The organism is Pseudoalteromonas sp. AS84, assembly GCF_038900255.1.
Lineage (GTDB): Bacteria > Pseudomonadota > Gammaproteobacteria > Enterobacterales > Alteromonadaceae > Pseudoalteromonas.
The window spans coordinates 14,042-38,356 of sequence record NZ_JBBMQY010000020.1 but is presented as its reverse complement, the minus strand read 5'-3'; the positions used below and the strand labels follow the sequence as shown (position 1 = coordinate 38,356).

20 protein-coding genes are annotated in these 24,315 nt (G+C 38.6%); 12 read left to right on the top strand and 8 right to left on the bottom strand.

Annotated elements, in window-relative coordinates; all coding sequences use genetic code 11:
- The first annotated feature begins 67 nt into the window (after positions 1–67).
- The gene (locus WNY79_RS16990; protein WP_170071999.1) at positions 68–1,420 is read left to right on the top strand and encodes a magnesium transporter; all 1,353 of its coding nucleotides are present in this window, start codon (positions 68–70) and stop codon (positions 1,418–1,420) included.
- 55 nt (positions 1,421–1,475) lie between these two features.
- A complete protein-coding gene (locus WNY79_RS16985) occupies positions 1,476–2,537 on the top strand; it encodes a CNNM domain-containing protein (RefSeq protein ID WP_076925166.1) in 1,062 nt (353 codons plus the stop codon).
- Positions 2,538–2,569: 32 nt separating this feature from the next.
- Here WNY79_RS16985 and WNY79_RS16980 read toward each other — a convergent pair whose 3' ends face one another.
- Positions 2,570–3,175 carry a TIGR04211 family SH3 domain-containing protein gene (locus WNY79_RS16980; RefSeq protein ID WP_197183971.1) on the bottom strand — a complete coding sequence of 202 codons (606 nt, stop codon included), beginning with the start codon at positions 3,173–3,175 and terminating at the stop codon, positions 2,570–2,572.
- 213 nt (positions 3,176–3,388) lie between these two features.
- Between WNY79_RS16980 and WNY79_RS16975 the strand changes: the two genes are divergently transcribed.
- The 4 genes from WNY79_RS16975 to WNY79_RS16960 all read left to right on the top strand — a co-directional run bounded on the left by WNY79_RS16975 (position 3,389) and on the right by WNY79_RS16960 (position 8,364).
- Positions 3,389–4,912: a CYTH and CHAD domain-containing protein gene (locus WNY79_RS16975; protein WP_007584831.1), complete on the top strand. Its 1,524-nt coding sequence runs from the start codon at positions 3,389–3,391 to the stop codon at positions 4,910–4,912.
- A gap of 124 nt (positions 4,913–5,036) precedes the next feature.
- Positions 5,037–5,180 carry a hypothetical protein gene (locus tag WNY79_RS16970; protein WP_231616763.1) on the top strand — a complete coding sequence of 48 codons (144 nt, stop codon included), beginning with the start codon at positions 5,037–5,039 and terminating at the stop codon, positions 5,178–5,180.
- A gap of 156 nt (positions 5,181–5,336) precedes the next feature.
- Positions 5,337–6,146 (top strand): phosphate/phosphite/phosphonate ABC transporter substrate-binding protein, encoded by an 810-nt coding sequence (locus WNY79_RS16965; RefSeq protein ID WP_342876452.1) that lies wholly within the window; start codon positions 5,337–5,339, stop codon positions 6,144–6,146.
- Entirely contained in the window at positions 6,133–8,364 is a 2,232-nt protein-coding gene (locus WNY79_RS16960) for an ATP-binding protein (protein ID WP_342876451.1), read from the top strand. Before WNY79_RS16965 ends, WNY79_RS16960 begins: the two co-directional genes overlap by 14 nt.
- 39 nt (positions 8,365–8,403) lie before the next feature.
- Here the strand turns inward: WNY79_RS16960 and WNY79_RS16955 are convergent, their stop codons facing one another.
- The gene (locus WNY79_RS16955) at positions 8,404–9,921 is read right to left on the bottom strand and encodes a carboxypeptidase (RefSeq protein ID WP_342876450.1); all 1,518 of its coding nucleotides are present in this window, start codon (positions 9,919–9,921) and stop codon (positions 8,404–8,406) included.
- Positions 9,922–10,285: 364 nt separating this feature from the next.
- Between WNY79_RS16955 and WNY79_RS16950 the strand changes: the two genes are divergently transcribed.
- The 4 genes from WNY79_RS16950 (at position 10,286) to mrcB (ending at position 15,799) form a co-directional block, all read left to right on the top strand.
- Positions 10,286–11,509 carry a response regulator gene (locus WNY79_RS16950; protein WP_024598298.1) on the top strand — a complete coding sequence of 408 codons (1,224 nt, stop codon included), beginning with the start codon at positions 10,286–10,288 and terminating at the stop codon, positions 11,507–11,509.
- Between the two features lie 219 nt (positions 11,510–11,728).
- Positions 11,729–12,067 (top strand): P-II family nitrogen regulator, encoded by a 339-nt coding sequence (locus WNY79_RS16945; RefSeq protein ID WP_004587162.1) that lies wholly within the window; start codon positions 11,729–11,731, stop codon positions 12,065–12,067.
- A gap of 9 nt (positions 12,068–12,076) precedes the next feature.
- Positions 12,077–13,306, top strand: coding sequence for an ammonium transporter (locus WNY79_RS16940; RefSeq protein ID WP_342876449.1), 1,230 nt, complete (start codon positions 12,077–12,079; stop codon positions 13,304–13,306).
- Between the two features lie 150 nt (positions 13,307–13,456).
- Entirely contained in the window at positions 13,457–15,799 is a 2,343-nt protein-coding gene (gene mrcB / locus WNY79_RS16935; protein ID WP_342876448.1) for a penicillin-binding protein 1B, read from the top strand.
- Positions 15,800–16,078: 279 nt separating this feature from the next.
- Here mrcB and WNY79_RS16930 read toward each other — a convergent pair whose 3' ends face one another.
- The 5 genes from WNY79_RS16930 to WNY79_RS16910 form a co-directional block, all read right to left on the bottom strand.
- Entirely contained in the window at positions 16,079–17,920 is a 1,842-nt protein-coding gene (locus WNY79_RS16930; RefSeq protein ID WP_342876447.1) for a methyl-accepting chemotaxis protein, read from the bottom strand.
- Positions 17,921–18,098: 178 nt separating this feature from the next.
- Positions 18,099–19,379, bottom strand: a complete 1,281-nt coding sequence (gene hemL / locus WNY79_RS16925; RefSeq protein ID WP_024598294.1) for a glutamate-1-semialdehyde 2,1-aminomutase — start codon at positions 19,377–19,379, stop codon at positions 18,099–18,101.
- A gap of 33 nt (positions 19,380–19,412) precedes the next feature.
- Positions 19,413–20,429, bottom strand: a complete 1,017-nt coding sequence (locus WNY79_RS16920) for an aspartate carbamoyltransferase (RefSeq protein WP_076925159.1) — start codon at positions 20,427–20,429, stop codon at positions 19,413–19,415.
- A gap of 114 nt (positions 20,430–20,543) precedes the next feature.
- Positions 20,544–20,978, bottom strand: coding sequence for a CopD family protein (locus WNY79_RS16915; RefSeq protein WP_024598293.1), 435 nt, complete (start codon positions 20,976–20,978; stop codon positions 20,544–20,546).
- Between the two features lie 15 nt (positions 20,979–20,993).
- Positions 20,994–22,676 carry a chloride channel protein gene (locus WNY79_RS16910; protein WP_076925158.1) on the bottom strand — a complete coding sequence of 561 codons (1,683 nt, stop codon included), beginning with the start codon at positions 22,674–22,676 and terminating at the stop codon, positions 20,994–20,996.
- Between the two features lie 322 nt (positions 22,677–22,998).
- Here WNY79_RS16910 and erpA point away from each other — a divergent pair, with 322 nt between their 5' ends.
- Positions 22,999–23,337, top strand: coding sequence for an iron-sulfur cluster insertion protein ErpA (erpA, locus tag WNY79_RS16905; RefSeq protein ID WP_002958911.1), 339 nt, complete (start codon positions 22,999–23,001; stop codon positions 23,335–23,337).
- 49 nt (positions 23,338–23,386) lie between these two features.
- On the opposite strand, the gene WNY79_RS16900 is transcribed toward erpA, so the two are convergent.
- A complete protein-coding gene (locus WNY79_RS16900) occupies positions 23,387–23,575 on the bottom strand; it encodes a hypothetical protein (RefSeq protein ID WP_342876446.1) in 189 nt (62 codons plus the stop codon).
- Between the two features lie 451 nt (positions 23,576–24,026).
- On the opposite strand from WNY79_RS16900, the gene WNY79_RS16895 reads away from it, so the two are divergent.
- Entirely contained in the window at positions 24,027–24,266 is a 240-nt protein-coding gene (locus WNY79_RS16895; RefSeq protein WP_007584874.1) for a helix-turn-helix transcriptional regulator, read from the top strand.
- The last annotated feature ends 49 nt before the right edge of the window (positions 24,267–24,315 follow it).

The following is a 24,315-nucleotide window of genomic DNA, read 5'->3' as shown; positions in this document are numbered from 1 at the left end:
TTTCTGCAATTTTTTATTGTTCAAGTAAACTGTGAGTAATGTACGCTTTTAAATTTAAGGTTTTAAGATGATTGAGTATCCGGTAGACCAGCTTCCACAACTCATAAATGATTTATTGCAATGCGATACAACAGAACGTAAAAATAAATTATTAGCAGATGCGCAGTTGACGCTTTCTACAGAGCACCTGTCATTACTTTTTGAGGCGATACCAAAAGAACAGCGACTTGAAATTTGGCAATTACTTGACGAAGACACGCAACACGAAATTTTTGTTAATTTAAGTGAAGACAGTTGTCTGTGGTTACTGCAAACACTAGAAGACACTGAGGCTTTTAAGCTTCTTGATGAAGTGAATGTAGAAGAGTTATTGGAACTTGAAGAAGTTATACCAGAGCGATTTGTTGAGTATGCAAAAAGGCAACTCGATGAAGCGCAAACCAAACAATATGATTTAGCGCAGCAATACCCGCCAGAACAATTAGGTCACTGGTTAGGTTTTGACTTTTTAAAAGTATCAGAGAAGCTAACCGCCGGTGGCGCTAAAAAATTGCTACATAAAGGTTTACCGCAATACAGTGAGGTTATTTATTTAGTAAGCCGTAAGGGCAGCTTAATAGGTGAGGTTGCGGTAAATGATTTAATAAAAGCCAGCGACACCGATAACTTAATGACATTGGCAAATCATGACTTTTCATCGCTCCATGCTGATGATGATTTATATGAAGCGGCAGAAGTGGTGATCCACAGTGAAAAAATGGCACTGCCAGTGGTTAACGCAGACAATAAATTACTCGGGCGATTAACCATTGCCTCAGCGTATGAATTACGCCAAGAAATTGCTGATGAAGCAGCCGCTAAAGCGGGTGGTTTACGTGAAGACGAAGACCTGTTCGCAAGTGTTCGAAAAAGTGCTAAAAACCGTGGTATATGGTTAGGTATTAACTTAGCTACTGCCTTTTTAGCGTCTTGGTTCATCGGTTTATTTGGCGCAACTATAGAGCAGGTTGTAGCACTAGCTGTATTAATGCCAGTTGTTGCTTCTATGGGGGGGATTGCAGGTAGTCAAACATTAACCGTTATTGTGCGTGGTTTAGCGCTTGGACAGGTTACAGATTCAAACCGCAATGCGTTACTTAAAAAAGAGCTACGTGTTGGCGCTGTAAATGGCTTGGTATGGGCGTTTGTAATAGGTCTGCTTACATTCTTATGGTTTAACGATTTAATGCTCAGCATTACAATAACGGTAGCCATTTTATTGAATTTAGTCGCGGCGTCACTAGCAGGTGTTGTTATTCCGTCTATTTTAGACAAAATGAAAATTGATCCTGCGTTATCTGGCTCGGTAATTTTAACTACTGTTACTGATATTGTTGGGTTTGTTACCTTTTTAGGTTTAGGCAGTTTACTGCTTTTATAAGCCTTATACCAATTCGCTTAATTAAGCGGATTGGTATTACTTACAGGAAAATACAATGACCTTTGAAGTCATGATTTGGTGTGCAATTGCTTTGTGTATTTCACAATCGGCAATATTTTCGGGCTTAAACTTAGCGTTTTTTTCGCTAAGCAGACTCCAGCTCGAAATGGAAAGCACAAAAGGGAACGAAGCTGCCATAAAAGTGATGGCACTTCGAAACGACTCTAACTTTTTATTATCGACTATTTTATGGGGTAACGTAGGTATAAACGTACTGCTTACGCTACTTTCTGATTCTGTATTAATGGGCGCCAGTTCGTTTTTATTCTCAACTATCGCGATTACTATTATTGGTGAAATTACGCCGCAAGCTTATTTTTCGCGTAATGCACTTAAAATGGCGAGCCTACTTTCACCACTCATTAAGTTTTATCAAATTCTGTTTTATATAGTTGCTAAGCCAACGGCTTTAATTCTCGATGCATGGCTAGGTAAAGAAGGGATTACGTATTTTGCTGAAAGTGAGCTCAGAGGTATTATTCGCAAACACATAGAAGCGGAAGAGGCTGATGTTCAGCACGTTGAGGGAATTGGCGCACTTAACTTTTTTAGTTTAGATGAAATAAGCGTAACCAAAGAAGGGGAGATAATTGACCCAGACTCTATTATTTCTTTGCCGACTAAGCTTGATTTACCTATTTTCCCAGACCTTACATTAACGACTGATAATGAGTTTTTACGAAAACTACATAAGTCAGGTTATAACTGGGTGATCATTACCAATGAAGACGGTTGGCCTTTATTAGTGGTAGATGCTGACGGCTTTTTACGTTCAGCCTTGTTTGAACCAGAGTCGTTCGACCCTTATCATTATTGTCATAGACCTATTATTGTTGCTGATGAAGCGATGCGCCTGAGTGAAGTTATTTTAAAAATACGGGCTAGTCATTCTTTAGATAAATCGTTTGATGGGGCCATTGATCACGACGTGGTGTTAGTGTGGAGTGATGTGAAGCGCATTATTACCGGCGCTGATATATTTGGTCGGTTACTCAAAGGTATGAGTGCACCAAAACTCGAACTGCATGAAAATACAGAGAATAAAAAGCCGCTATAAAGCGGCTTTTTTGTATTCAATAGAAAGGAGGGTTATGCCCAACCTTCGTAGCGCTTACGACGCGACAACACTATCGTTAATATAATACCTAAAAATAGGCCTAGAAACGCAATAGCACCACCGTAAGTAAGTAGCTGGCGTTTCTCTTTTGAACTCGCTGCTTCTTTTTGAGTGCGCTCTTGTTCTAGCGTTGTTTTAAGCTTAGTAATTTGGGCCGATAACTGCAGGTTTTGATCAGTTAAAGTTTGGTTTTGCTCTTGTAGCTGCGGAAGTTCTATTTGAGCTTGGCGCAGGTTTTCTTGCATAGTGCTCATTTCGCTACTTAGTGTTTTGTACTGTTGGTGTAAGCCTGCCGTTTTGGTAACAAACTTAGTTTCTATCCAACCTTCACGGTCTTTATCATCTTTGATTTTTATAAAGCCGTTTTCTTCAGCAGATAACAAGGTTAATTTTGTTCCAGCATCTACAGAGCCGAGTAGTCGATAATTCTTACTCGCACCAGAGCGCATAAAAGTATATAAATTATCGATAATATAAGCGGTGTTTGCATCAGTTGAATTTGCAGGTTTTGCTTCTTGTGCATAACTCATAAATGTCGTGGCTGTTAAAAGTAGCCCTAATAAACAATGTTTTAGCATTTATCTACCTTGTTGATCTAGCTGCGTCCGTTATGAACGTGATTTTATTTCACATAAGTAGCTAGATAGTATGGATTATATAGCTCAATAGCAAGACTGATATTGTAACTCGCCCCTGATATGACAAGAGAAATAAGACTAAAAAATTTGCATTGTTAGTGTGCTTTGTTTATTTTGAGCACTTATTTATTTTAAAGGTAATCCGCAAACCGAATGGATACTGAGATAGAACTGAAATTTTTGGTATCAGATGCCGTTATTCCACTGATCCCCTCGTTAATTACTCAATTTGCAAAAACGGTGAAGAATAAACCGTCACGCAGCTTACAAAATGCATACTACGACACGCCAAGTCGAGAGCTAAGAGCGCTTGATATAGGCTTTAGAACGCGTTGTTCTGATAGCGAATGCGAGCAAACTATAAAGCTTGCAGGTGAAGTTGTAGGAGGTTTACACCAACGTCCAGAGTACAATTTACCAATTGAATCAAGCCGCCCTAATTTAATGGCGTTTGATGCTGATATTTGGCCTCATGGCATGCAAATAAGCGCCATTTCAAAAAACTTGTATCCAATATTTAGTACTAACTTTATTCGTCGTACTTGGTTAATTGAAACCGAAAGTGGCGCTAAAATTGAAGTTGTACTCGATAAAGGTGAAATTGCGGCTTCGGGTAAAATTGAAATTATTAGCGAGCTTGAAATTGAGCTTGTTGAGGGCAGTCGTAATGAGTTGTTTGCGTTTGCAGATGTACTGGTTAGCCAAAACTGTATCCGTTTAGGATTATACTCTAAGGCTGCGCGTGGTTATCGCCTTGCTGATGAAAAACCTTTAACACCAAGCAAATCTATTGGTTTTGTTCAATTACCAAAGTCGACTACCCAAGAACGTGCTTTAGTTGAAGCCATGAATTTTGGCATTCGCTTTGTGCAAAAGCACGAGCAATGCTATTTCGATAAGCCAAGTTTAAAAACGCTTAAACGCGTAACTGATGGCATTAGCCTAATACGCCATACTTTTTGGTTGTATGACGATATAGTATCCAAAGAAAGTACAGAGCATTTACGTACAGAGCTTAAATGGTTATTAAGTGAATTAGCGTGGGTAGAAAACGCAATTCAATTAAAAACGTACACGTCTAAACGCCATGCTTTTTATAAAAAAATTAATGCTGCTCCAGCACTTACTCAAGTCATTGGTGATTTAAAAGAGTTACAGCCAAGCATTGACGATATAAATGCACTGTTTCATAGTGCGCGTTATAATCGTTTATTACTGTCGTTAACTACGTGGTTAATTGATAAACAGTGGCGTAAAGATTGGGGGCAAATAGAGCTTCAAGCGGCTGAGCAAAACGTGTCGTCGATTGCGAGTAGGCTTTTTAATAAAGACTGGAAAAACCTGCACGAATTACTTCCTAAAGAACAAACACTCGATGTCGCTTCGTATTTAAACCTGCGCACTCAACTTGAAAATAGTTTACTGAGCGGTAACTGCTTAGGATCGTTATTTGATAAAGAAGAACGCCTAGAGTTTAGATTGCCTTGGCTTGATATTTCTCATGGTATTTATGAGTTAAGTACGCTTGAATATTTAAAGCAGCTATGTGCAGGGCAAGAAGATGAACAGCTTGCTAAAATCCAGTCATGGCTTGAACAAAAGTCTGAATATTTGGTGAGTGCCATGGAGCAAAGTCGCCTTGCTTCATTTGACATAGAACCTTACTGGCAAAAATAAATGATGCGCTTTTGTAATAAAATTCAGTTACAAAAGTGCTTATCCGTTATTTTTTAACTCTTTATTTTTTAACACTTACGCTGAGCCAACATGGCATTTGTATAAAAACAAAAATGGCGTAAGTGTGTATTATCAAAGCCACAGTGATAATATTTTTGAAGTAAAAGCGCAGATGAACGAAATACCAACCAGCTTTGCCTCATGGATCAATCCCTACTTGGCTAAGCAACAAAGTCTGCCTAAAAAGTACTTACAACATCTTTATTAATTTAGATCATATGCTCACACATAAAAATACACTCCAAAACTACCTGTAATCAAAGTCGGTCAGTGCTAAATATCGAATATATAATAATTTTATGGTGTGTTGAGTAGTCTTTAACTACGCTTAAACAATAATGACACGCTATTATTTGGAGAATTGATGAAGTATTTAGTGGCTATATTATGTTTGATGCACAGCTCACTCTTATTGGCTCAAGAATATACCTTTGGTGTAGTGCCGCAATATGAGCCGCAAAAATTAAATGCTATTTGGCAACCTTTGTTAAAGCAAGTAAGTAAGCAAACAGGGGTATCAATAAAGCTAATTACAGTTGAATCTATTCCGGTATTTGAAAAAGCCTTTGCTGAAGGCGAGTACGACTTTGCGTACATGAACCCTTGGCATAGTGTTGTAGCGTACGAAAAACAGGGATATTTGCCACTAATAAAAGATGCAGGGCGTAAGCTGCAAGGTATTTTGCTCGTAAATAAAAATAGTAATATTGATAATTTAAGCCAACTAGAGGGCGCCGAAATAGCATTCCCTGCTCCTAATGCATTAGGGGCATCATTATTAATGAGAGCTGATTTAGCACTGTTATACGGGCTTACAATAAAGCCTGTATATGTTCAAACTCATCCATCGGTATATTTAAATGTAGCGCTGCACTCAACAATGGCGGGTGGTGGTGTAATGGGCACATTTAAACAGCAACCAGAAAGCTTACAAAATAAGCTTAAAATTCTTTATAAAACGCGTGAAATTAGTCGCCATCCAATTGTAGCCCACCCTAGGGTTGATCCTGCAATACAGTTAAAAGTGCAACAAACTATTTTAGATATTGGGCAAAGCCCAGAGCATAAACATTTACTTGCAGGTATCCCAATTATTAAACCTAGTATTGCAACTTTAGCAGAGTATCAGCAGTTGACTCAGTGGGGCTTGCGCTCATTTTATGTTGAAAATTAGAGGGTTTCGTAGTCTAAGGGCACAAAGCTTTATTGTTGTATTGCTTTGTGGCTTGCTTATGGCCTGTCTTTTTATGTTTTACGCCTTACCTGAGCAAGCGCGTTGGGTAAACGATGGGCTTTCAAAGGCTGCACAGCGTTCTTTAGCGCAGTTATCGACCTCTATAACGACTCCGTTGTTAACTAGGCAGTATGCAGAGCTGTATGAAGAAATAGACAGCCAACTACAAACTCGCCCTAATTGGAAAAGTATTAAAATTGTTGATGTGGATTCAAATAACCAATTATACCCGCTTGAAAACTGGGTTGGAGCAAATGAAAACGGTGACATGCTGTTATCTCAGCAGGTGGTGTTTTTAGATAAACCGCTGGCTAATATTAGCTTGGTTGTTAATTTTACGAATGAAATAAACGAATCTTCAAAACTTCATTACACCCTAATATATATACAATTTATTATTTTAGTTATCGTTTTTATAGGTTTAGCTTGGCTGGTGGATTACAGGGTTACGTCGCCTTTGAGGACGTTAAAACAGGGGTTTTCACGTTTAGCCAAAGGTGACTTTGATTGCCATATAGATAAGCAACAACAAAATGAAGTAGGCAGCGTAATAAGTGCATTTAATAACATGGTTGATGAGGTTGCTAATAACCATCAAAAATTAAATGTATTACGAATTCAGGCTGAGTCAGCAAGTAAAGCAAAGTCAGATTTTATGGCCAGTATGAGCCACGAATTAAGAACCCCGTTAAATGCAATTTTAGGCTTAGCCCAATTGTATGGATATGATGAAAGTGCTAATAAAATACAAAAAGAAAACGCGAAAAGCATTTATCAAGCTGGAGAACATTTACTATTACTCATAGACGATGTACTTGATTTGACCGCTATTGAGTCGGGTAATATGCAGTTTAGTTTTTCTTATGTGCCTATTAAAAGCATATTAGAGGAGTCAGTAGAACTCGTCACTGAGCTTGTTAAAGGGCACTCAATAACACTGCAAACCCAGGGTTTAGAGTCCTTAGAAGGGTTGAGAGTTTATATTGACCAGCGCCGCTTTAAACAAGTGATGCTTAACTTGCTTTCAAATGCGATTAAATACAACAAACCAAATGGCAGCATTAATATAAATTGCCGAGTGTTAAGTAATAAACAATGCGAAATAGATGTAACAGACACCGGATGTGGATTTGCTCCAGATGATATTTCTCGCTTATTTAAACCTTTTGACCGTTTAGGAGCTGAAACCAGTAAAGTAAATGGCACGGGTATTGGTTTAGTGATAACTAAGCAACTGGTAGAGCGTATGCAGGGTTCTTTAAGCGCGCAAAGTGAGCAGCACAAAGGTTCTTGTTTTACACTAAACTTTAACAGCTTTGATGAAGCTGACTTGCCAGCACAAGAGCAATCTCCTCAAATAACACTGCAAAGCTTAGATACAGTCACTCTTCCTACGCTTGAGGTTTTAGTTGCAGAAGATCAGGTTACAAATCAGCAAGTATTAAAACAGCAATTAACCATGCTTGGAGTGTGTTCTACTTTTGTAAGTAATGGCGAACAAGCTTGGGAAGCTCTACAAAATAAACACTTTGATATTTTACTAACCGATATTCAAATGCCTTTACTCGATGGGTTAGGGTTAGCTAAAAAAATACGCGAAAACACCCGTTTTGATAAACTAATTATAATTGCAATTACTGCCAATATTACCAAAAACAATATAGATAATTGTTACAGTTGTGGAATGAATGGCTTTTTGACCAAACCCATTGAGCTTGTTAAGTTAAAGTCGCTGTTAATGGAACACTCTCAAACAATGGTTAGTACATGCTCCGAAAAATCTGATAGTGAAAATATAGCTTCAGATAGTTTTGAACAACTCGATATTACGCTGCTAAAAGCAATGCTTGGTGATGATCCTACTGTGCACTGCATGGTGTTTAATGCGTTTTTACAAACGGCAGGGGAGCAAATTAAATTAGCTAATGCGTATGCTAAGAGTAAAAATTATGTTGATTTGGCTTTTCAGGCCCATGCATTAAAATCGTCTTCAAAGTCTGTGGGGGCTATTGAGTTGGCAAATATATGCCAGCAGATAGAAACACAGGCAGAAAACGAAACAGTTAAAAATGAATATATACAGCAGCTTGAAGTATGCTTTAACGATGTAGTAACGCAACTTAAAAGCTATTGTTTACGATATGAAAAACGCATATAAAAAATGGCTCATAAAGAGCCATTTTATGTTTAAAATATTTTAGTATTTAGCCGCTTCCCCTTTCTTAGGTAAAGCGTCCTGTATAAAGTCACGTAAATCGTTATTAGAGCTTTCTAAGTCAGCGTGGCGAAGGTACATCATATGCCCACTTCTGTAGCCTTTAAAGCTCAAACGGTCTTTCATTTTACCGCTTGGGTCTAATTGCCATAACGTATATTTAGCGTCAAAGTAATTGGTTGCACCATCAAAGTATCCTGATTGAATCATCACGTTTAAGTAAGGGTTTTGCGCCATTGCCAAACGTAGATTTTCGCCCGTATTATTACCGGTTCTATCCCATGGGTGAACATTACCAAATAAATTATATTTTACATCTGTTTTATAGTTTAGCTCTTCACGTAAGTAGTGATTAATTGCAGGAGTGAAAGAGTGTAACCAAGAGGTAAGTTCAGCCCAGTAGTCTGGGGATTCACCCGCGCCTCGTTTATCTATTCCTAAATAACGAGAATCTAAGCGACCCACAGTTTGACCACGTTCACGTAGTAGCTCTTTCCAGAAAAATTGAGTTGGAACATCTAAGTTATTTTGTTCAACAAATTTTTCTGATAAGCCAGCGTAGTGCGCCATTTTTGTAATAATTCGACGTTTTTCTTCAGCATTAATAAAGCCACCCTTAGCAAGCGCTGGGATTAACTCGTTTACAGTAAACTCTTCAACTTCAGGCAATAACTCGTCTAGGTCTTTAGCTTGTAAATCGGCTTTAAGTGCTTTGTGATACCAAGCAGTGGCTGCAAAGTAAGGTAAGCGGTTAGCGGCTTTAATCGGACCATCGCGTTTAATACCAATATCAGTAGGGGATACTAGTACAACACCGTTTATGTACATCCATTGACTATTTTGAAGCTCATGAGCAAGACCTGACACGCGTGTTGTACCGTAGCTTTCACCTATTAAAAACTTAGGTGAGCGCCAGCGCTCAGCTCTATTTACAAAGGTATTTAACCACTCAGCAAGGTATTTAATGTCGGCATTAACACCAAAAAACATTTCTTTTTGTTGGGCTTTAGAAGGAAGTTCGCCTTTTTCGTTTTCAAGTACGCGAGAATAGCCTGTATTTACAGGGTTTACATAAACAATATCGGCAATATCAAGTACAGAATAAGGGTTATCTTTTACGCCGTATGGCTGAATAGGGTAGCCTTCGTCATCAATTTTTAATACACGAGGCCCAGTATAAGCAAGGTGCATCCATACCGAAGCCGAACCTGGCCCGCCATTAAAAGAAATAAGTAATGGGCGGGTTGTTCTGTCGTCAACTTTGTCGCGGGTGTAGTAGGTGTATTGCAGTGTAGCAACCGCGTCGCCTTTATCATCCCATACAGGTTGTGTACCTGTAGCAACAGTGTAGTTAAAACGTTGACCGTTGATTTTAGCTTTATGTTGAGTAACAACTTTGCTGTCTACATCAATACGACGTTGGTTATCGGCAAGTGTGCTTGTACTGATTATTAATGCAATAACGGTTATCGGTAAACTGATAATACGACTAAGCTTCATTAGGTGTCCTTATTATTGTTGATACACCATTAAAGACATTAATGAGCTAAATAACAAAAGTATTGAGACTAGTGGCCGATAATACTAGTTAAGTAAGTGATTAATACACTTGTAGATGCGTATTAATCACTTCTATAGTTATTTTGGGTTGGGTTTCTTTATTTAGTTAATTACAAAATTCAGGTATATTGCGGGCCTGCTTGTATTGATTTTATATACAAGCTATCACCAAAAAACCTAATGGATTACGCTTTCAAGCACATAAGTGCACTCTACACTGGATGTTTATTGATAAATGCTATTACGGTAATAGCATTGTATTTTTGTTTTATTACAAAATTAATTAAAGGTAAAGAGAAGCTTTATGCAAAGAGTATTAGTGGTTGAAGACAGTAAAGTCGTGCAGCAGGTGCTTCGCCACTTAACGGCACAATACCTCGATGTAGCTGTCGATTTTGCTTGGTCTTTAGCTGAATGCGCGACTTATGTAGAAAAGTACGATTATACGCTTGCCTTAGTTGACTTAACTCTGCCAGATGCTCCGCACGGTGAAGTAGCAAAATATACTTTATCTAAAAAAATTCCTACCGTTGTTTTAACCTCAAAAATAGATGAGTACAAGCGCCAACAAATGCTTGAATTGGGTGTGGTTGATTATGTCATTAAAGATAACCGCGATTCTTACCATTACGCCGTTAAACTCGTTGCGCAATTGCTAAGAAACCAGGGGTGTAAGGCATTAATAGCAGATGACTCATTACTAAGTCGCTCGTTAATGAAGCAAATGCTTGAAAAGCAATTGTTTGATGTAACAGATGCCCATGACGGTCAGCAAGCACTCGAAATATTAAAAGCTAATCCTGATATAAAGCTACTAATGACTGATTACGCTATGCCCTCTATGGATGGCTTTGAGCTGGTTAAAGCTGTGCGTAATTTTAGAGGCCGAGACGATTTAGCAATTATTGGTTTATCGGGCGCTGGGAAACATGGGTTATCCGCGCGATTTATTAAATACGGCGCTAATGACTTTTTAACAAAGCCATTTATGAATGAGGAGTTTCATTGTCGTGTACTTCAAACAATGGAGCAGCTGTCGTTAATTTCAGATATTAAGGAAAGTGCACATAGGGATCATTTAACAGGGCTTCATAACCGACGCTATTTTTATCAATATGCAGAAAAGCTTCTTAAAGGTAAAAATCAAAAAAATACTCTTGCATTGCTTGATATCGATTTTTTCAAAAATATTAATGATACGTTCGGCCATGAAGGCGGCGACCAGGCCTTAAAGCAGGTTGGTTCTTTAATACGATCTACATTTTCAAACTTTACGGTTGCACGCGTTGGCGGAGAAGAGTTTGCCATAATATTACCTGAAATAGAGTTAGAACGCGGTCGCGAATACTTTGAAGCATTCAGGAAAAAGATGGCTAGTTACGATTTTTCTATTAGCGATAAATCAATTAAAATTACCACGAGTATAGGCTTAGCTGATTTTCAAGACACTAGTTTAACGCAGGCAATGCGTGTTGCTGACAAAGCATTATATCAAGCTAAAAGCCAAGGCAGAAACTGCGTGGTATAACCTTTGTTAATAAAGCTAGGTACGCGATAAATATATAGAGATATACCACGCACCAATGTAGCTGACTTGTTAAATTAACGCACCTAATTGGTGCGTTTTTTTTGATCTTGAGTTTGTGTTTTGTATTAACTTGTTGTTTTTAAAAATATAAAAATAGTGGCACAAAGGTTGGATTGTTTAACCCAATAAGATAACAATAAAGAGTCCGAGGGGGCCGCTATGAAAATGATTAGTGCAATCATAAAACCATTTAAATTAGACGACGTGCGTGAAGCACTCGCTGATTTAGGAATTGAGGGGATGACAGTAGTTGATGTTAAAGGTTTTGGACGTCAACGAGGTCATACTGAGTTATATCGTGGTGCAGAATACCAAGTAGATTTTATTCCTAAGATCAAACTTGAAATTGCAACGCGTACTGAAAATTGTCAACGCGTTGTTGAAGCAATTACTAAAATTGCATCAACAGGTAAAATTGGTGACGGTAAAATTTTCGTGTACGACTTGGATCAAATTGTTCGTATCCGTACTGGCGAACTTGACGAAGAAGCAATTTAAGGGGGTCTCATGGAAAATACAATAATAGAACTAAAGTTTTCACTCGATACCTTCTATTTTTTAATATCAGGTATATTAGTAATGTGGATGGCAGCAGGTTTTGCCATGTTAGAGGCGGGCTTAGTTCGCTCTAAAAACACAGCTGAAATTTTAACTAAAAATGTCGCGCTATATTCAATTGCATGTACGATGTTTTTATTAGTTGGCTACAACATTATGTATGTAGACAATGCCGAAGGTGGTTTCATTCCTTCAATAGGCGCTTTAATTGGTACACAAGCTGCCGATGCTGACCATTCTTTAGAATCTGACTTTTTCTTCCAAGTAGTATTTGTTGCAACCGCTATGTCAATTGTATCGGGTGCTGTTGCTGAGCGTATGAAACTGTGGGCTTTCCTAGGTTTTGCTGTAGTACTAACTGGTTTTATCTACCCTATTGAAGGCTACTGGACATGGGGTGGTGGTTTCTTATCTGAAATGGGCTTTGTTGATTTTGCAGGTTCTGCAATTGTACATGGCGCAGGCGCAGCAGCTGCATTAGCAGGTGTATTAATCCTGGGTGCTCGTAAAGGTAAATACGGTAAGAACGGTGAAATATACCCGATTCCAGGTTCAAACTTACCACTTGCTACACTAGGTACATTTATTTTATGGATGGGTTGGTTTGGCTTTAACGGTGGTTCTCAATTACTACTTTCTGATAAAGAAAACGCAACTGCAGTAGGCCAAATATTACTTAATACTAATGCTGCCGCTGCAATGGGTGCTATTGCTGCACTGTTTGTATGTAAAGTACTTTGGGGTAAATCAGATTTAACCATGGTATTAAATGGTGCATTAGCTGGCTTAGTTGTTATAACAGCAGACCCACTTTCACCATCACCATTAATGGCATGTCTACTTGGTCTACTTGGTGGTGCACTTGTTATATTTAGTATCATAGCACTTGATAAAGTTAAGATTGACGATCCAGTGGGTGCTATCTCTGTTCACGGTACGAGTGGCGCATTAGGTATTATGTTAGTACCGCTAACAAATGGCGACGCAAGCTTTGTTAATCAGTTAATTGGTCTAGTATGTATTCTTGCCTTTGTATTTGTAGCATCATTTATTGTTTGGACTGTGCTTAACAAAACAATGGGTATACGAGTAACCGAAGAAGAAGAACTAAACGGTATGGATCAACACGATTGTGGTATTGAAGCCTACCCAGAGTTTGTTTCTGTTCGAAATAGCTAATAGTTTATTTAAATAATAGTGTGTTTACACAAAGCCCTACTTCGGTAGGGCTTTTTTTGTTTCAGGGGGGGTTAACTTTTCGGATGTTAGGATATGCCCAATATGCTAAGCTCACTCTCGTGAATAACCCTTGGAATAAATTACACTTAAATGGCCGATAATAAAAAAACACCTACCAGCAAATCTGCAACTAAACGTGCAAGTAAATCATCAAGCACAACAAAAAAAAGTACCTCAAAGGGCAGTAAAAAAACAGTTAAAACTACTGTTAAACGCTCTTTTATGAGAAAAACATGGTCAGTGTTTTGGAAATTAAGCTTGGCTGTTTTTATTGCCATGGCAATGTATTTCATTTATTTGGATTCAAAAACAACACGTATATTTGAAGGCAATAAATGGCAGCTTCCAGCGCAAGTGTATGCTCGTTCTATGGCGTTTTATCCGGGGCAGTTTTTATCAAGCCAAGAGGTTGTGTTTGAACTTGAGCGTTTAAATTATTCATCGGTTAATAGATTGAGCCGCACAGGGCAATTTGTTAAAACAGCAGATAGCATTAAGATTTATCGTCGTGATTTTGAATTTTATGATGGGCTTGAAGAATCACATATTATTGAACTTCGCTTTGCAGGACAAAAAGTTGCGACTATTAAAGATAAGTTTGGCAGACGTTTAAACACCGCTCGTTTAGAGCCTGTGCAAATAGCGCGTATTGGTAACGACTCTAAACAAGATAGAGAATTTGTACCACTAGATAAGTTTCCAGCGATGCTAAAAGATACGCTATTGGTGGTTGAAGACCGTGATTTTTACGAACATCATGGTGTATCCGTGTTTTCTATTTTACGCGCGCTTTATTCTAATATTAAAGCGGGGCGCACCGTTCAAGGTGGTAGTACGCTTACTCAGCAATTAGCTAAAAATATTTACCTAACGCGTGAGCGTTCTTTGGTACGAAAAATAAATGAGGCCTTTATTGCCCTTATTTTAGATTATCGTTATTCAAAAGATCAGATATTAGAAGCTTACTTAAATGAAGTATACCTAGGTCAGTCATATAACCAAGGTGTGCATGGAATGGGGCTTGCTGCTGATTTTTACTTTTCAAAGCCGGTAGATGAGCTTGAGTACGATCAAATTGCTTTGCTGGTGGCAATGGTTAAAGGTCCATCTTATTACAACCCACGTCGCTATAAAGAGCGCACAATGGAGCGCCGAGACTTAGTGCTTCGCCTTATGGTTGAAAACAAGCTACTTAGCACAAAAGAGTACCGTGCATCGCTTAACCGCCCAATTGATATTGCGCCTATGAAAGCCAGCTTACAAAAATCATACCCTGGGTATTTAGAGCTAGTAAACAGGGAGCTAAATAAATTACTGCCAGATCAGCACACACTTGATGCAGGCGTAAGAGTATTTACTTATTTTGATTTGCAAAAGCAAACTGCAATGGAAGAGTCTGTTGAAAAAAGCTTACCGTACCTAGAAAATCGCCCTAGAACCGAAAATCTAGAAGCGGCCATGATCTCTGTAAATGTAGAAAAGGGCGGTGTATCCGCACTTGTTGCAGGGCGCGATGTTCGTTACTCAGGGTTTAATCGTGTTTTAGATACAAAGCGTAATATCGGCTCGCTGGTAAAACCAGCTGTGTATTTAACCGCCTTGCAATTACCACATTATAATTTAGCTACTTTGCTTGATGACTCGCCAGTACAGGTTACAAATGAGCAGGGAAAAGTGTGGCAACCAGAGAACTTTGATCATCAATACCGTGGTGCAATCCCTCTTTATAAAGCATTTAGTAACAGTATTAATATTCCAGCGGTTAATTTAGGCCTCGATGTAGGTGTTGATAAGGTAGTAAATACATTAAAAGGTTTAGGTGCAACAGGGGCAATAGACGATTACCCATCGTTGCTTTTAGGAGCTGTTGAAATGTCGAGCTTTGAAGTTGCTCAGCTTTATACAACAATTGCTGCAGATGGCGAATATAAAAAGCTCACTGCAATTTCGGCATTAACTGACTCAGTTGGTAAAGTGCTTTATAAACATACAGTAAATGCAGAGCCTCGTTTTGATAAATCTGCAATGTATATGACTAAATACGCAATGAAACGCGTAACGAAAGACGGTACAGCTAAACGATTGAATTTACACTTTCCGTCAATTCAACTAGCTGGTAAAACAGGAACTAGTAACGATTTACGTGATAGTTGGTTCGCAGGCTTTGATCAAAATACAGTGACTGTTGCGTGGCTTGGCCGAGACGACAACAAAAGCACGGGTTTAACAGGCAGCGTAGGCGCATTAGAAGCGTATATTCGTTACTTAAAGCCGCTTAACCCACAAGCAATAGCTGATACGCGTCCACCATCAATACGCTGGGCATTTGTAAATGAGCAAACGGGTAAGCAGGCACCACCAGGTTGTGGCAAGGTGATTCAGCTTCCGCTTAGAGCGAGTGAGTTTGAGCCAAGACCACAATGTATTCGTTAATTTGAGATTACTTTAAACAACAAAGCCGCTTATTTAGCGGCTTTGTTGTTTAAAGTATAGTTAGCGTAATTATACCAATCCGTAATAATACTTAATCAATTTGAGGGGTTAAATCTGACGTTAACTACGTTAAAAATTTCTGATATACAACTGCATGGATGCAGGAGGTAGAGCAATGCAGGAGCAATTGCCGAGAACAACTAAATAACGAAGTTTTTGCCTTGTTATCGACACGATTTTCTTCCCTCAAAATAGATCACTTAATTAAGCGAATTGGTATTAAGATTTAAAAAACTGCATTGATTTGGTTAAATCATTAGATAAGCGACTTAGCTGCTGTGCATCTTGCAGCGTTGATTGGGCTGATGTTAGCGTTTGATCTGCTAAATTACTCACCTCTTGCGAATCATTCAATGCTTGTGTTGTCGCATTTGACTGCTGTTTAACACGCTCTGCAATAACTTCGCCCTGATGTTTAATATCGCCCATACTTTGCTCTGCGCTTTGTAATACATCATTAGTTTGATTGGCTGCTTTTACTGATTGCTCCATCTTTTGCACGCTTGAACGCATTTTTTGCTGAGTGTCGTCAGATGCTTGTTGTAAGGAGCTAATAATTTGGTGAATTTCTTGAGTTTGTGTTTGGGTACGCTGAGCAAGAGTTCTTACTTCATCAGCTACAACGGCAAAGCCTCGGCCATGCTCGCCAGCTCGTGCAGCTTCAATAGCGGCATTGAGTGCAAGCAAGTTTGTTTGATCTGCTATCTCACTAATGCCTTTACTAACTTTGCTAATTTCTTGGCTATCTTGCGCTAGCTTATCGAGTGCTTGTTGGCTCTCTGCAAATTCAATTTGTAGATCTTGCATATATTTAGCAAGCTCCATTGTATTGTCTGAACCTTGTTTTACATGTGCAGCAGCATCTTGCGCGGTAAGCGTTGCTTGATGGGCTGACTCTTCAACTGCAAGTGCGTTTTGAGCCATTTCGCTTAGTGCATTATAAATGGCATTTACTCGAGTTTGCTGTTTTGAAACATCATTGCTTGTTTGGCTACTCGCATGCGATAGCGATTTAGTTGCGCCGCATAGCTCTTCTGTACTTGCTTTAACATCAAATAATAAGTGTGAAAATGCATTAAGTAATGCGTTGTAGCGCGATGCAATAATACCCATTTCATCATTGGTGCTTGAATCAATCGTTGCATTTAAGTCGCCATTCGCGGCTCTATTCGCCGCATCAGCAAAGCGATTAATGGTATCAACAACCGCAAAATAAAAACCAATCATTAAATAAAATGCAAATAACAAACTAATCAATGAAGCGGCTAAAACAAGATTTCGAGTCCACTGTTGAGTTTGCAGTTTTGCTTCAATAAGGCTCTCAAGCGTTGGAATGCTCTTACTAACAAGTTGATTAATACTGCTGTGAACATTGTTTGTTAGCTTATTAAATTCTGCTTGAGTTAATAAAATATCGTCAGGCTCAAGTAGTTTTTCATCTATTGCTTTTTTAAATGCACCAACAGCACTGTGTAAATTAGTTAACGAAGGCATGAGCGCTTTATTTACTGATTTATCTGCACTGGTGGCTACATTGAGTATTTTATCTAGTTGTTTTTCGTACAAAGGAAGTGATTTACTAAAATTTGAAAGCGCTATAAAGGTATCGGGCGTAAAACGATTACTTGCCAAAACAGTGTTTGCGCTTTGCCCTGTCGAGTTTATTTGCATTATAAGTGCAGGAATCGGCGTGACTAAAGAGCGGTTTACATAAGCACTGGCTAACTGGCTATCTAATGCTAGGTTTGACTGAATAGAAACAAGTTCGAGTACTTCATTTTCTTGATCGTCTTTTATATCAAAACCGAGTGAGCGAGCTATTTTTATATTTTGATTTGCTTCCCCCTGCATTTGATTTGAAAGTATTGACCTGTAGCCTTTTAAGCCTTGTTGCTGCATTTTTGAAACAGCGATACTTTCACTTAATAATGAGACTAAAAAAAACAAACTAAGTGCAAGAGGAACGAGTAAAATTCCAAACATTAAGCTGATTTTAGTTTTGTATTTTAAATTTGCCATTAGCTGGATAGCGGGAAAAGAAAATTGGCGTAATCCTGACATAAGGCTCTCTTGTATTTTTGTAATTAGGGTAAAGGTGAATAGACCTTGTTATGCTTAATTATCATTCATTTATAGTACTTTACAAATAAAAAAAGCCCTTTCGGGCTTTTTTCAATCTTTAGTCTTAATTACATACTGTAAAAACAAGCGTTTATAAAATATAAAAAGTAATTTTAACTTAAAGTTTAGCAAACGAGCGTTCTGCTGCCGCTATTGTGTCTTTTACTTCTTGTTCAGTATGCGCAGCACATACAAAACCAGCCTCAAATGCTGATGGAGCAAGGTACACGCCTTCTTCAAGCATAAGGTGGAAAAAACGTTTGAAGCGCTCTAGGTCGCATTCAGTCGCTTGTTTGTATGTCGTTACTTTTTCAGCATCAGTAAAAAAGAATCCATACATGCCGCCAGCATAATTAGTTGTTAATGCAATGCCTGCTTTTTTAGCGCCAGCTTCAAAGCCTTCACAAATTGCTTTTGAAATAGCTTCTAACTTATCGTGTAGACCTGGCTCACATAATAGCTCAAGTGATTTTAAACCTGCAGCCATCGCAATAGGGTTGCCAGAAAGAGTACCCGCTTGGTAAACAGGGCCCACAGGCGCAATGTAATCCATTATTTCGGTTTTACCACCAAACGCGCCAACAGGCATGCCGCCGCCAATGACTTTACCTAAACACGTAAGGTCTGGTTTAATATTGTAATAAGCTTGTGCGCCGCCAAGTGCAACACGAAAACCCGTCATTACTTCATCAAAAATAAGTACTGATTTATATTCGTCACACACATCACGCAAACCTTCTAAAAAGCCTGGCACTGGTGGAATACAGTTCATGTTACCGGCTACTGGTTCTACAATAATACAGGCAATTTCGTCTGCGTATTTTGCAAAAATAGCTTTTACTTCATCTAGGTTATTAAACGATACCGTAAGTGTATGCTTAGCAAAGTCTTCAGGAATACCAGGAGAATTAGGCACACCCATTGTTAATGCACCAGAGCCTGCTTTAACTAATAACGAGTCAGCATGGCCGTGGTAACAACCTTCAAATTTTAATATTTTATCGCGGCCGGTAAAGCCACGAGCTAAACGAATTGCACTCATCGTTGCTTCAGTGCCTGAGCTAACCATGCGTACTTTTTCGATTGATGGAACCAGCTCTTTTACTTTTTCAGCCATTAATATTTCGGCTTCAGTTGGCGCGCCATAGCTAAGGCCATTTTCTACTGCTTCGTGTACGGCTTGTTTAATTGCAGGGTGGTTATGACCCATGATCATAGGTCCCCAAGAGCCAACATAATCAATATAACGATTACCGTCGGCATCAAATGTAAACGCGCCTTCTGCTTTTGTAATAAATAGCGGCGTACCGCCCACACCATTAAAAGCACGAACTGGCGAGTTTACGCCGCCTGGAATAGAGGCTTGAGCGCGTTCAAATAAGTCTTGGCTAATTGTCATGAAAAATCCTATAAATTGTCACTTAAAGAGGGTTTAGCTGTCGCGTTTACGGCTAAACCAAGGTACGTCTACTTCATACTTATCGACTTTGTTTTCTACGCCGAGTGTCAAAGCAAACAGTGCCATACGAATTAATACGCCATTTTGTACTTGGCGGAATATTGCTAAATTGTCGTTACTGTTCAAGTCGTTATCAAGCTCATTGGCTTCTAAGCGACTATCGCGTGGTAACGGATGCATTAATACAGAGTTAGGTTTGCAATGAGCGCTGTAAATAGATTGGCTAATTCTAAAACCGCCACGATATTTATTTGCTTCTTCTTGCGAAGGAAAGCGCTCTTCTTGAATACGTGTTTGGTAAACAATATCGGCTGCTAAATTACCTTCCATCTTGTTTACTAGCTCAATTTTGTGTCCTGCATTTTCTACTGCATCTAAAATGCTCGTTGGCATTTGTAGGCCATCAGGTGCGACCATCGAAAACTTTACGTTTTTATAATGGCACAATAGTTTTGATAGAGAATGCACTGTGCGACCATATTTTAAATCACCCACAAGCGCTATATGCATGCCATCAATATTTTGATCAAAACGCTGTAATTCACGCTCAATGGTTAATAAATCAAGTAATGCCTGGGTCGGGTGCTCATTTGGACCGTCGCCGCCATTAATAACCGGCACAGTACAGCCATCAGCAAATTCACTTACTGAGCCTGCGTCAGGATGGCGCATAGCAACAGCATCGGCGTAAGCTGAAATAACGCGCGCAGTATCGTAAAGAGACTCACCTTTAGCAAGAGCTGAGCTTTGCATACCTGTAGTTTCACGTACGCCACCGCCTAGTAAGTTAAAGGCTGTACCAAAGCTAACTCGTGTACGAGTGCTTGGTTCAAAAAACAAATTAGCTAAAATAGCGCCTTTAAGCACCGTTGTTTGCTTTTGCTTTTTAGCATAAGGCTCCATTTTTTTAGCTACTGCAAAAATACGTTCAATGCAGTCTCTGTCTAGCTGATTTACAGACAGTATATGTTCGCCTTGGAAACTTAACATGGGGTAATTCCTAATCAATCAAATGGGCGCGATAATCCATAAATGGAGCACGCAATCGCGCGTGTTATAGCAAGTATTGTAAATTGCAGCGCAGTTTAACATGCGCTACAAAGCTTATAAATTAGGTTTTATTACCGCAAGTGCCACTATGATGAGCAGCGCAATAACAGGGAGCTCATTAAAAATACGGTAGAAGCGGTCTGTTTTAGTGTTTCGGTCATGTTTAAAGTCACTCAATAACTTAAAACAGTAGCCGTGGTATACGTATAAAATAATTACCAGTACAAGTTTGTAATGTAACCACATACTGTATCTAAACCAATCACGACCATATTCAACAATGGTTAATACACCAAATACAGCCGTTAAAACAGCAAATGGGGTTACGAAGTAAAGTAACCTGCGCTCCATAACTTTAAGCATCGAGTTGCATGATCTTTCTTCGCTCATTGCGTGATATACAAATAATCGAGGCAAGTAAAAAATACCGGCAAACCACGCAATCATAAAAAATATGTGGAGTGTTTTATAAATCAATAATGCGCTCATAATAGTCCTTATTGCTTAAAGTAAGCTGTTACGAATGGTTAAAATATGATGAATTTGATCCCAGCGTAATAGCCCCATAATTTGTTGATTATCTAAAAGGTTATAAACGTAAAGCGCGCCACTTCTTTTATCTTTTAGTATATCGAATGCATCGGCTAGGGTGGCTTGGCTGCTGATGCCCTGCAAGCTAATGTAATTTATATTTATTGCTTCGTCAGACATTAGCGTTAAATCGTATTCAGCGAGGCGATAGCCATTTTCTTCGTCAAAAACAATCAAGGGTGTTTGACTATCCATCGCATCAAGCGTGTTCTTTATTTGTTCTTTATCGTCTGAATAAAGCAATTTAAAGTCTTCATCCATATCATCCATTATTCCCACTTTTTGAAGTGCTTCTGTTGCAGGGGACACATGGTACGGCAAACCTTGAAAATCTAATTGCTGTAAAAATATGGAGCGATTTCCAAAAAATTGTAATGCAGTTACATAGGCCGTGGTTATTACTATCATCGCAGGAACAATTATTTCAGGTGATGATGTAAGCTCCATTACTGTTGTTAGTGCAGCAAGTGGTGCATGCAGCGTAGCCGCTAATAACCCAGCCATACCCAAAACACCATATGTACCCGCAATATCAGTACCCGGGCTAATGTATTGGGCAAAAAAGGCCATTAATGTCCCAATTAATACGCCAAGCCCAATTACCGGACCAATTAAGCCACCGGGAATACCCAAACCAATAGCAAACAATGTGGCAAGTAGTTTAGCGATTAAAATGGTGGTCAGTAGCTTTACGTTATCAGGGGATTCAACCGCGATAGTAATTGCACTCATACCAGAGCCCATAGCGTGAGGAACCGCGTAAGCTATTAAGCTGGCAATACAGCCTGCGATTAGTAAACGAGGAAACATACTTAAAGGTTTAAATGTTTTAATAATTAGCATTAAGTTTTGATTAAAGCTAAATGCTATAGCGCCCAGCGCCATACCGCATAATATTAAATAAGGGTAATGCCAGCCGCTCAATGGCGCTATGGTAATGAGGGCAAGCTCAGAGCCTTCACCAAAAACAAACTGTGTAGCTAATGCACCAGTAACAGCGGCAAGCATGATTGGCACAAATATGTGTACTTTATATTCTCGAAGTACCACTTCCATCACAAAAATAACAGCTGCAAGGGGGGTATTAAATGAAGCCGCTATACCTGCGGCAACACCACAACCACTTAAAGTGCGCATGGCGTTATGCGGTAAATGTAGCTTATCTGCTAAAATACTCGCACCTGTTGCGCCCATATGAACGGAAGGCCCTTCTCGACCGACCGAAAAACCGCTAATGAGTGCAAGTGCGCCACCAACAAATTGATTAACCGTATTGTATAAAGGCATTTGCCCATAATGGCGTTTAATACGATGAATAACAAAAGGAATGCCTAAACGGTAATGTTTAAACCCAGTAAAAGCAGCAAACGTGGCTATTAGTAATGCAGCAATTAAAGGCATGAGTACACGTTCAAGTGTAGGTAGAGTAGTAAAGTCGTCAGGGGTTTCTAAAAATAAACTTTGGAAAAATAAAATAGTTAAGCGAAATAAAATAATAAAAAAAGCAGCAATTAGTCCGGCAACTACGCCCAGTAAGCATAATTGTACAGATGTTTTAGGTTTTGCCAGTCGACGTCTGAGTTGCTCAAGCCACATGCATTATTTCCTCGCCGCATTTTTCAGCAGCATTTTAGCAAAAGAGTTTAGCTAAGTCGTTGTGATTTTGAAATTTTTGTAATTTATATTAACAATTTGCAGTAAAGATTAAGACCTATTATTTATAACTAAAATTTTTAACGAACTTTTAGTTTACAAGGGTCGCTTTTAGTTTGCTTAAGTATTATTTTAGTGAGCTAACGTTTAGCCACTTTTTTACTTATTTATAGGTATAACTTAGAGTAAAGAGTTGTTTTACTATACTTGATTAAAACACTCGGGTATTAGATAATCACGCCATTGCGATATTGAGGGTTTTAGAATGTCTGAAGAATTACCAATTAAGTTCAGCGATGCAGCTGCTGTTCGCGTTAAACAGTTAATCGACGAAGAAGAAAATCCAGATTTAAAACTGCGTGTTTACGTAACAGGTGGTGGTTGTTCGGGTTTTCAATATGGTTTTACTTTTGATGAAAAAGCGAATCCTGGCGATTTGGAAATCGTAAAAAATGGTGTAACACTCGTTATCGATCCAATGAGCATTCAATATTTGGTTGACGGTGAAGTTGATTACACCGAAGGATTAGAAGGCGCACGCTTTTTTGTATCTAATCCTAATGCAACAACAACCTGTGGTTGTGGTGCAAGCTTTAGCGTTTAACAGCTAAATGCTAAATAGAATAAAGCCGCTTTTGCGGCTTTTTTAATGCCTACAAATCGGTTGGGGCGTATTCGGTTATTTGCATTATCAATACAAAAAAGCCAAGTACAAAAGCAGAAAACGCTAAAATGTATATGAAGCCTTTTTTGCCTTGCTTAATTGGTACGCCGTTATGGTGCAAAAAAAAGTACCAACTCAGGCACAATATGATAGGTAATAAAAAAAGAAGTCTGAACATTATTCGGCCTTTTTGGTGCTAATTATTGCTTAATCATAAACATATGACGATAAATTGGAACAAAATTGTTATAAATATTCCTTTAAATATTTTATAACTAGAAATAATTTATTAATATTTTTTGAGTACTTAGGTCAGTATTCAGCGTTTATAAATATTCACTCGTGTTCATATTTGTACCGAGTATGTAATTAGTTATTTAACCAAAGTGTTAATAGTATATAATGTATCCAAGAATGAGACGGGCAAAATTTCATTCTCAATAAAAATAAATCTTTACCATATTATTAGCGTAGTTCTTTTAGCTATATTGGTGGAGTGAGTAGCAACACATGCTTTGTTAAGCAATAGCTTGCTATTGAATGTAAGTATGACTACTTACTTGCCTACAGCTATTGATAGAGACTACTGCTTTAATAGGTACGTCAAATCATCTAGTAGGAGATGTAAAATGATGGGCAAAACAGTTTCTTCTGAAGAAAATGCAAAGCTAACAAAGTGGCTTAAAAGTAAACGCCACGAAAAGGGTCATACAATGCGAAGCCTAGCACAAGTGCTTGGAACGCCTCATTCGTTTATCGGCAAGATTGAAAATCAAGAACGCCGTTTAGATGTAATTGAGTTTGTTCGTTATTGTACAGCTCTTGAAGTTGATCCACATGAAGCACTTAGCTTGCTAAAAGTAGATTAACTCAAAAATTGCTTAGTACACTTAAGGGGCACTTATAGTGCTAAGCAAT

Excerpts from the sequence above, each read along its gene's own strand:
- WNY79_RS16990 (WP_170071999.1), top strand. The coding sequence starts at position 68 with ATGATTGAGTATCCGGTAGACCAGCTTCCACAACTCATAAATGATTTA.
- WNY79_RS16985 (WP_076925166.1), top strand. The coding sequence starts at position 1,476 with ATGACCTTTGAAGTCATGATTTGGTGTGCAATTGCTTTGTGTATTTCA.
- WNY79_RS16980 (WP_197183971.1), bottom strand. The coding sequence starts at position 3,175 with ATGCTAAAACATTGTTTATTAGGGCTACTTTTAACAGCCACGACATTT.
- WNY79_RS16975 (WP_007584831.1), top strand. The coding sequence starts at position 3,389 with ATGGATACTGAGATAGAACTGAAATTTTTGGTATCAGATGCCGTTATT.
- WNY79_RS16965 (WP_342876452.1), top strand. The coding sequence starts at position 5,337 with ATGAAGTATTTAGTGGCTATATTATGTTTGATGCACAGCTCACTCTTA.
- WNY79_RS16960 (WP_342876451.1), top strand. The coding sequence starts at position 6,133 with ATGTTGAAAATTAGAGGGTTTCGTAGTCTAAGGGCACAAAGCTTTATT.
- WNY79_RS16955 (WP_342876450.1), bottom strand. The coding sequence starts at position 9,921 with ATGAAGCTTAGTCGTATTATCAGTTTACCGATAACCGTTATTGCATTA.
- WNY79_RS16950 (WP_024598298.1), top strand. The coding sequence starts at position 10,286 with ATGCAAAGAGTATTAGTGGTTGAAGACAGTAAAGTCGTGCAGCAGGTG.
- WNY79_RS16945 (WP_004587162.1), top strand. The coding sequence starts at position 11,729 with ATGAAAATGATTAGTGCAATCATAAAACCATTTAAATTAGACGACGTG.
- WNY79_RS16940 (WP_342876449.1), top strand. The coding sequence starts at position 12,077 with ATGGAAAATACAATAATAGAACTAAAGTTTTCACTCGATACCTTCTAT.
- mrcB (WP_342876448.1), top strand. The coding sequence starts at position 13,457 with ATGGCCGATAATAAAAAAACACCTACCAGCAAATCTGCAACTAAACGT.
- WNY79_RS16930 (WP_342876447.1), bottom strand. The coding sequence starts at position 17,920 with ATGTCAGGATTACGCCAATTTTCTTTTCCCGCTATCCAGCTAATGGCA.
- hemL (WP_024598294.1), bottom strand. The coding sequence starts at position 19,379 with ATGACAATTAGCCAAGACTTATTTGAACGCGCTCAAGCCTCTATTCCA.
- WNY79_RS16920 (WP_076925159.1), bottom strand. The coding sequence starts at position 20,429 with ATGTTAAGTTTCCAAGGCGAACATATACTGTCTGTAAATCAGCTAGAC.
- WNY79_RS16915 (WP_024598293.1), bottom strand. The coding sequence starts at position 20,978 with ATGAGCGCATTATTGATTTATAAAACACTCCACATATTTTTTATGATT.
- WNY79_RS16910 (WP_076925158.1), bottom strand. The coding sequence starts at position 22,676 with ATGTGGCTTGAGCAACTCAGACGTCGACTGGCAAAACCTAAAACATCT.
- erpA (WP_002958911.1), top strand. The coding sequence starts at position 22,999 with ATGTCTGAAGAATTACCAATTAAGTTCAGCGATGCAGCTGCTGTTCGC.
- WNY79_RS16900 (WP_342876446.1), bottom strand. The coding sequence starts at position 23,575 with ATGTTCAGACTTCTTTTTTTATTACCTATCATATTGTGCCTGAGTTGG.
- WNY79_RS16895 (WP_007584874.1), top strand. The coding sequence starts at position 24,027 with ATGATGGGCAAAACAGTTTCTTCTGAAGAAAATGCAAAGCTAACAAAG.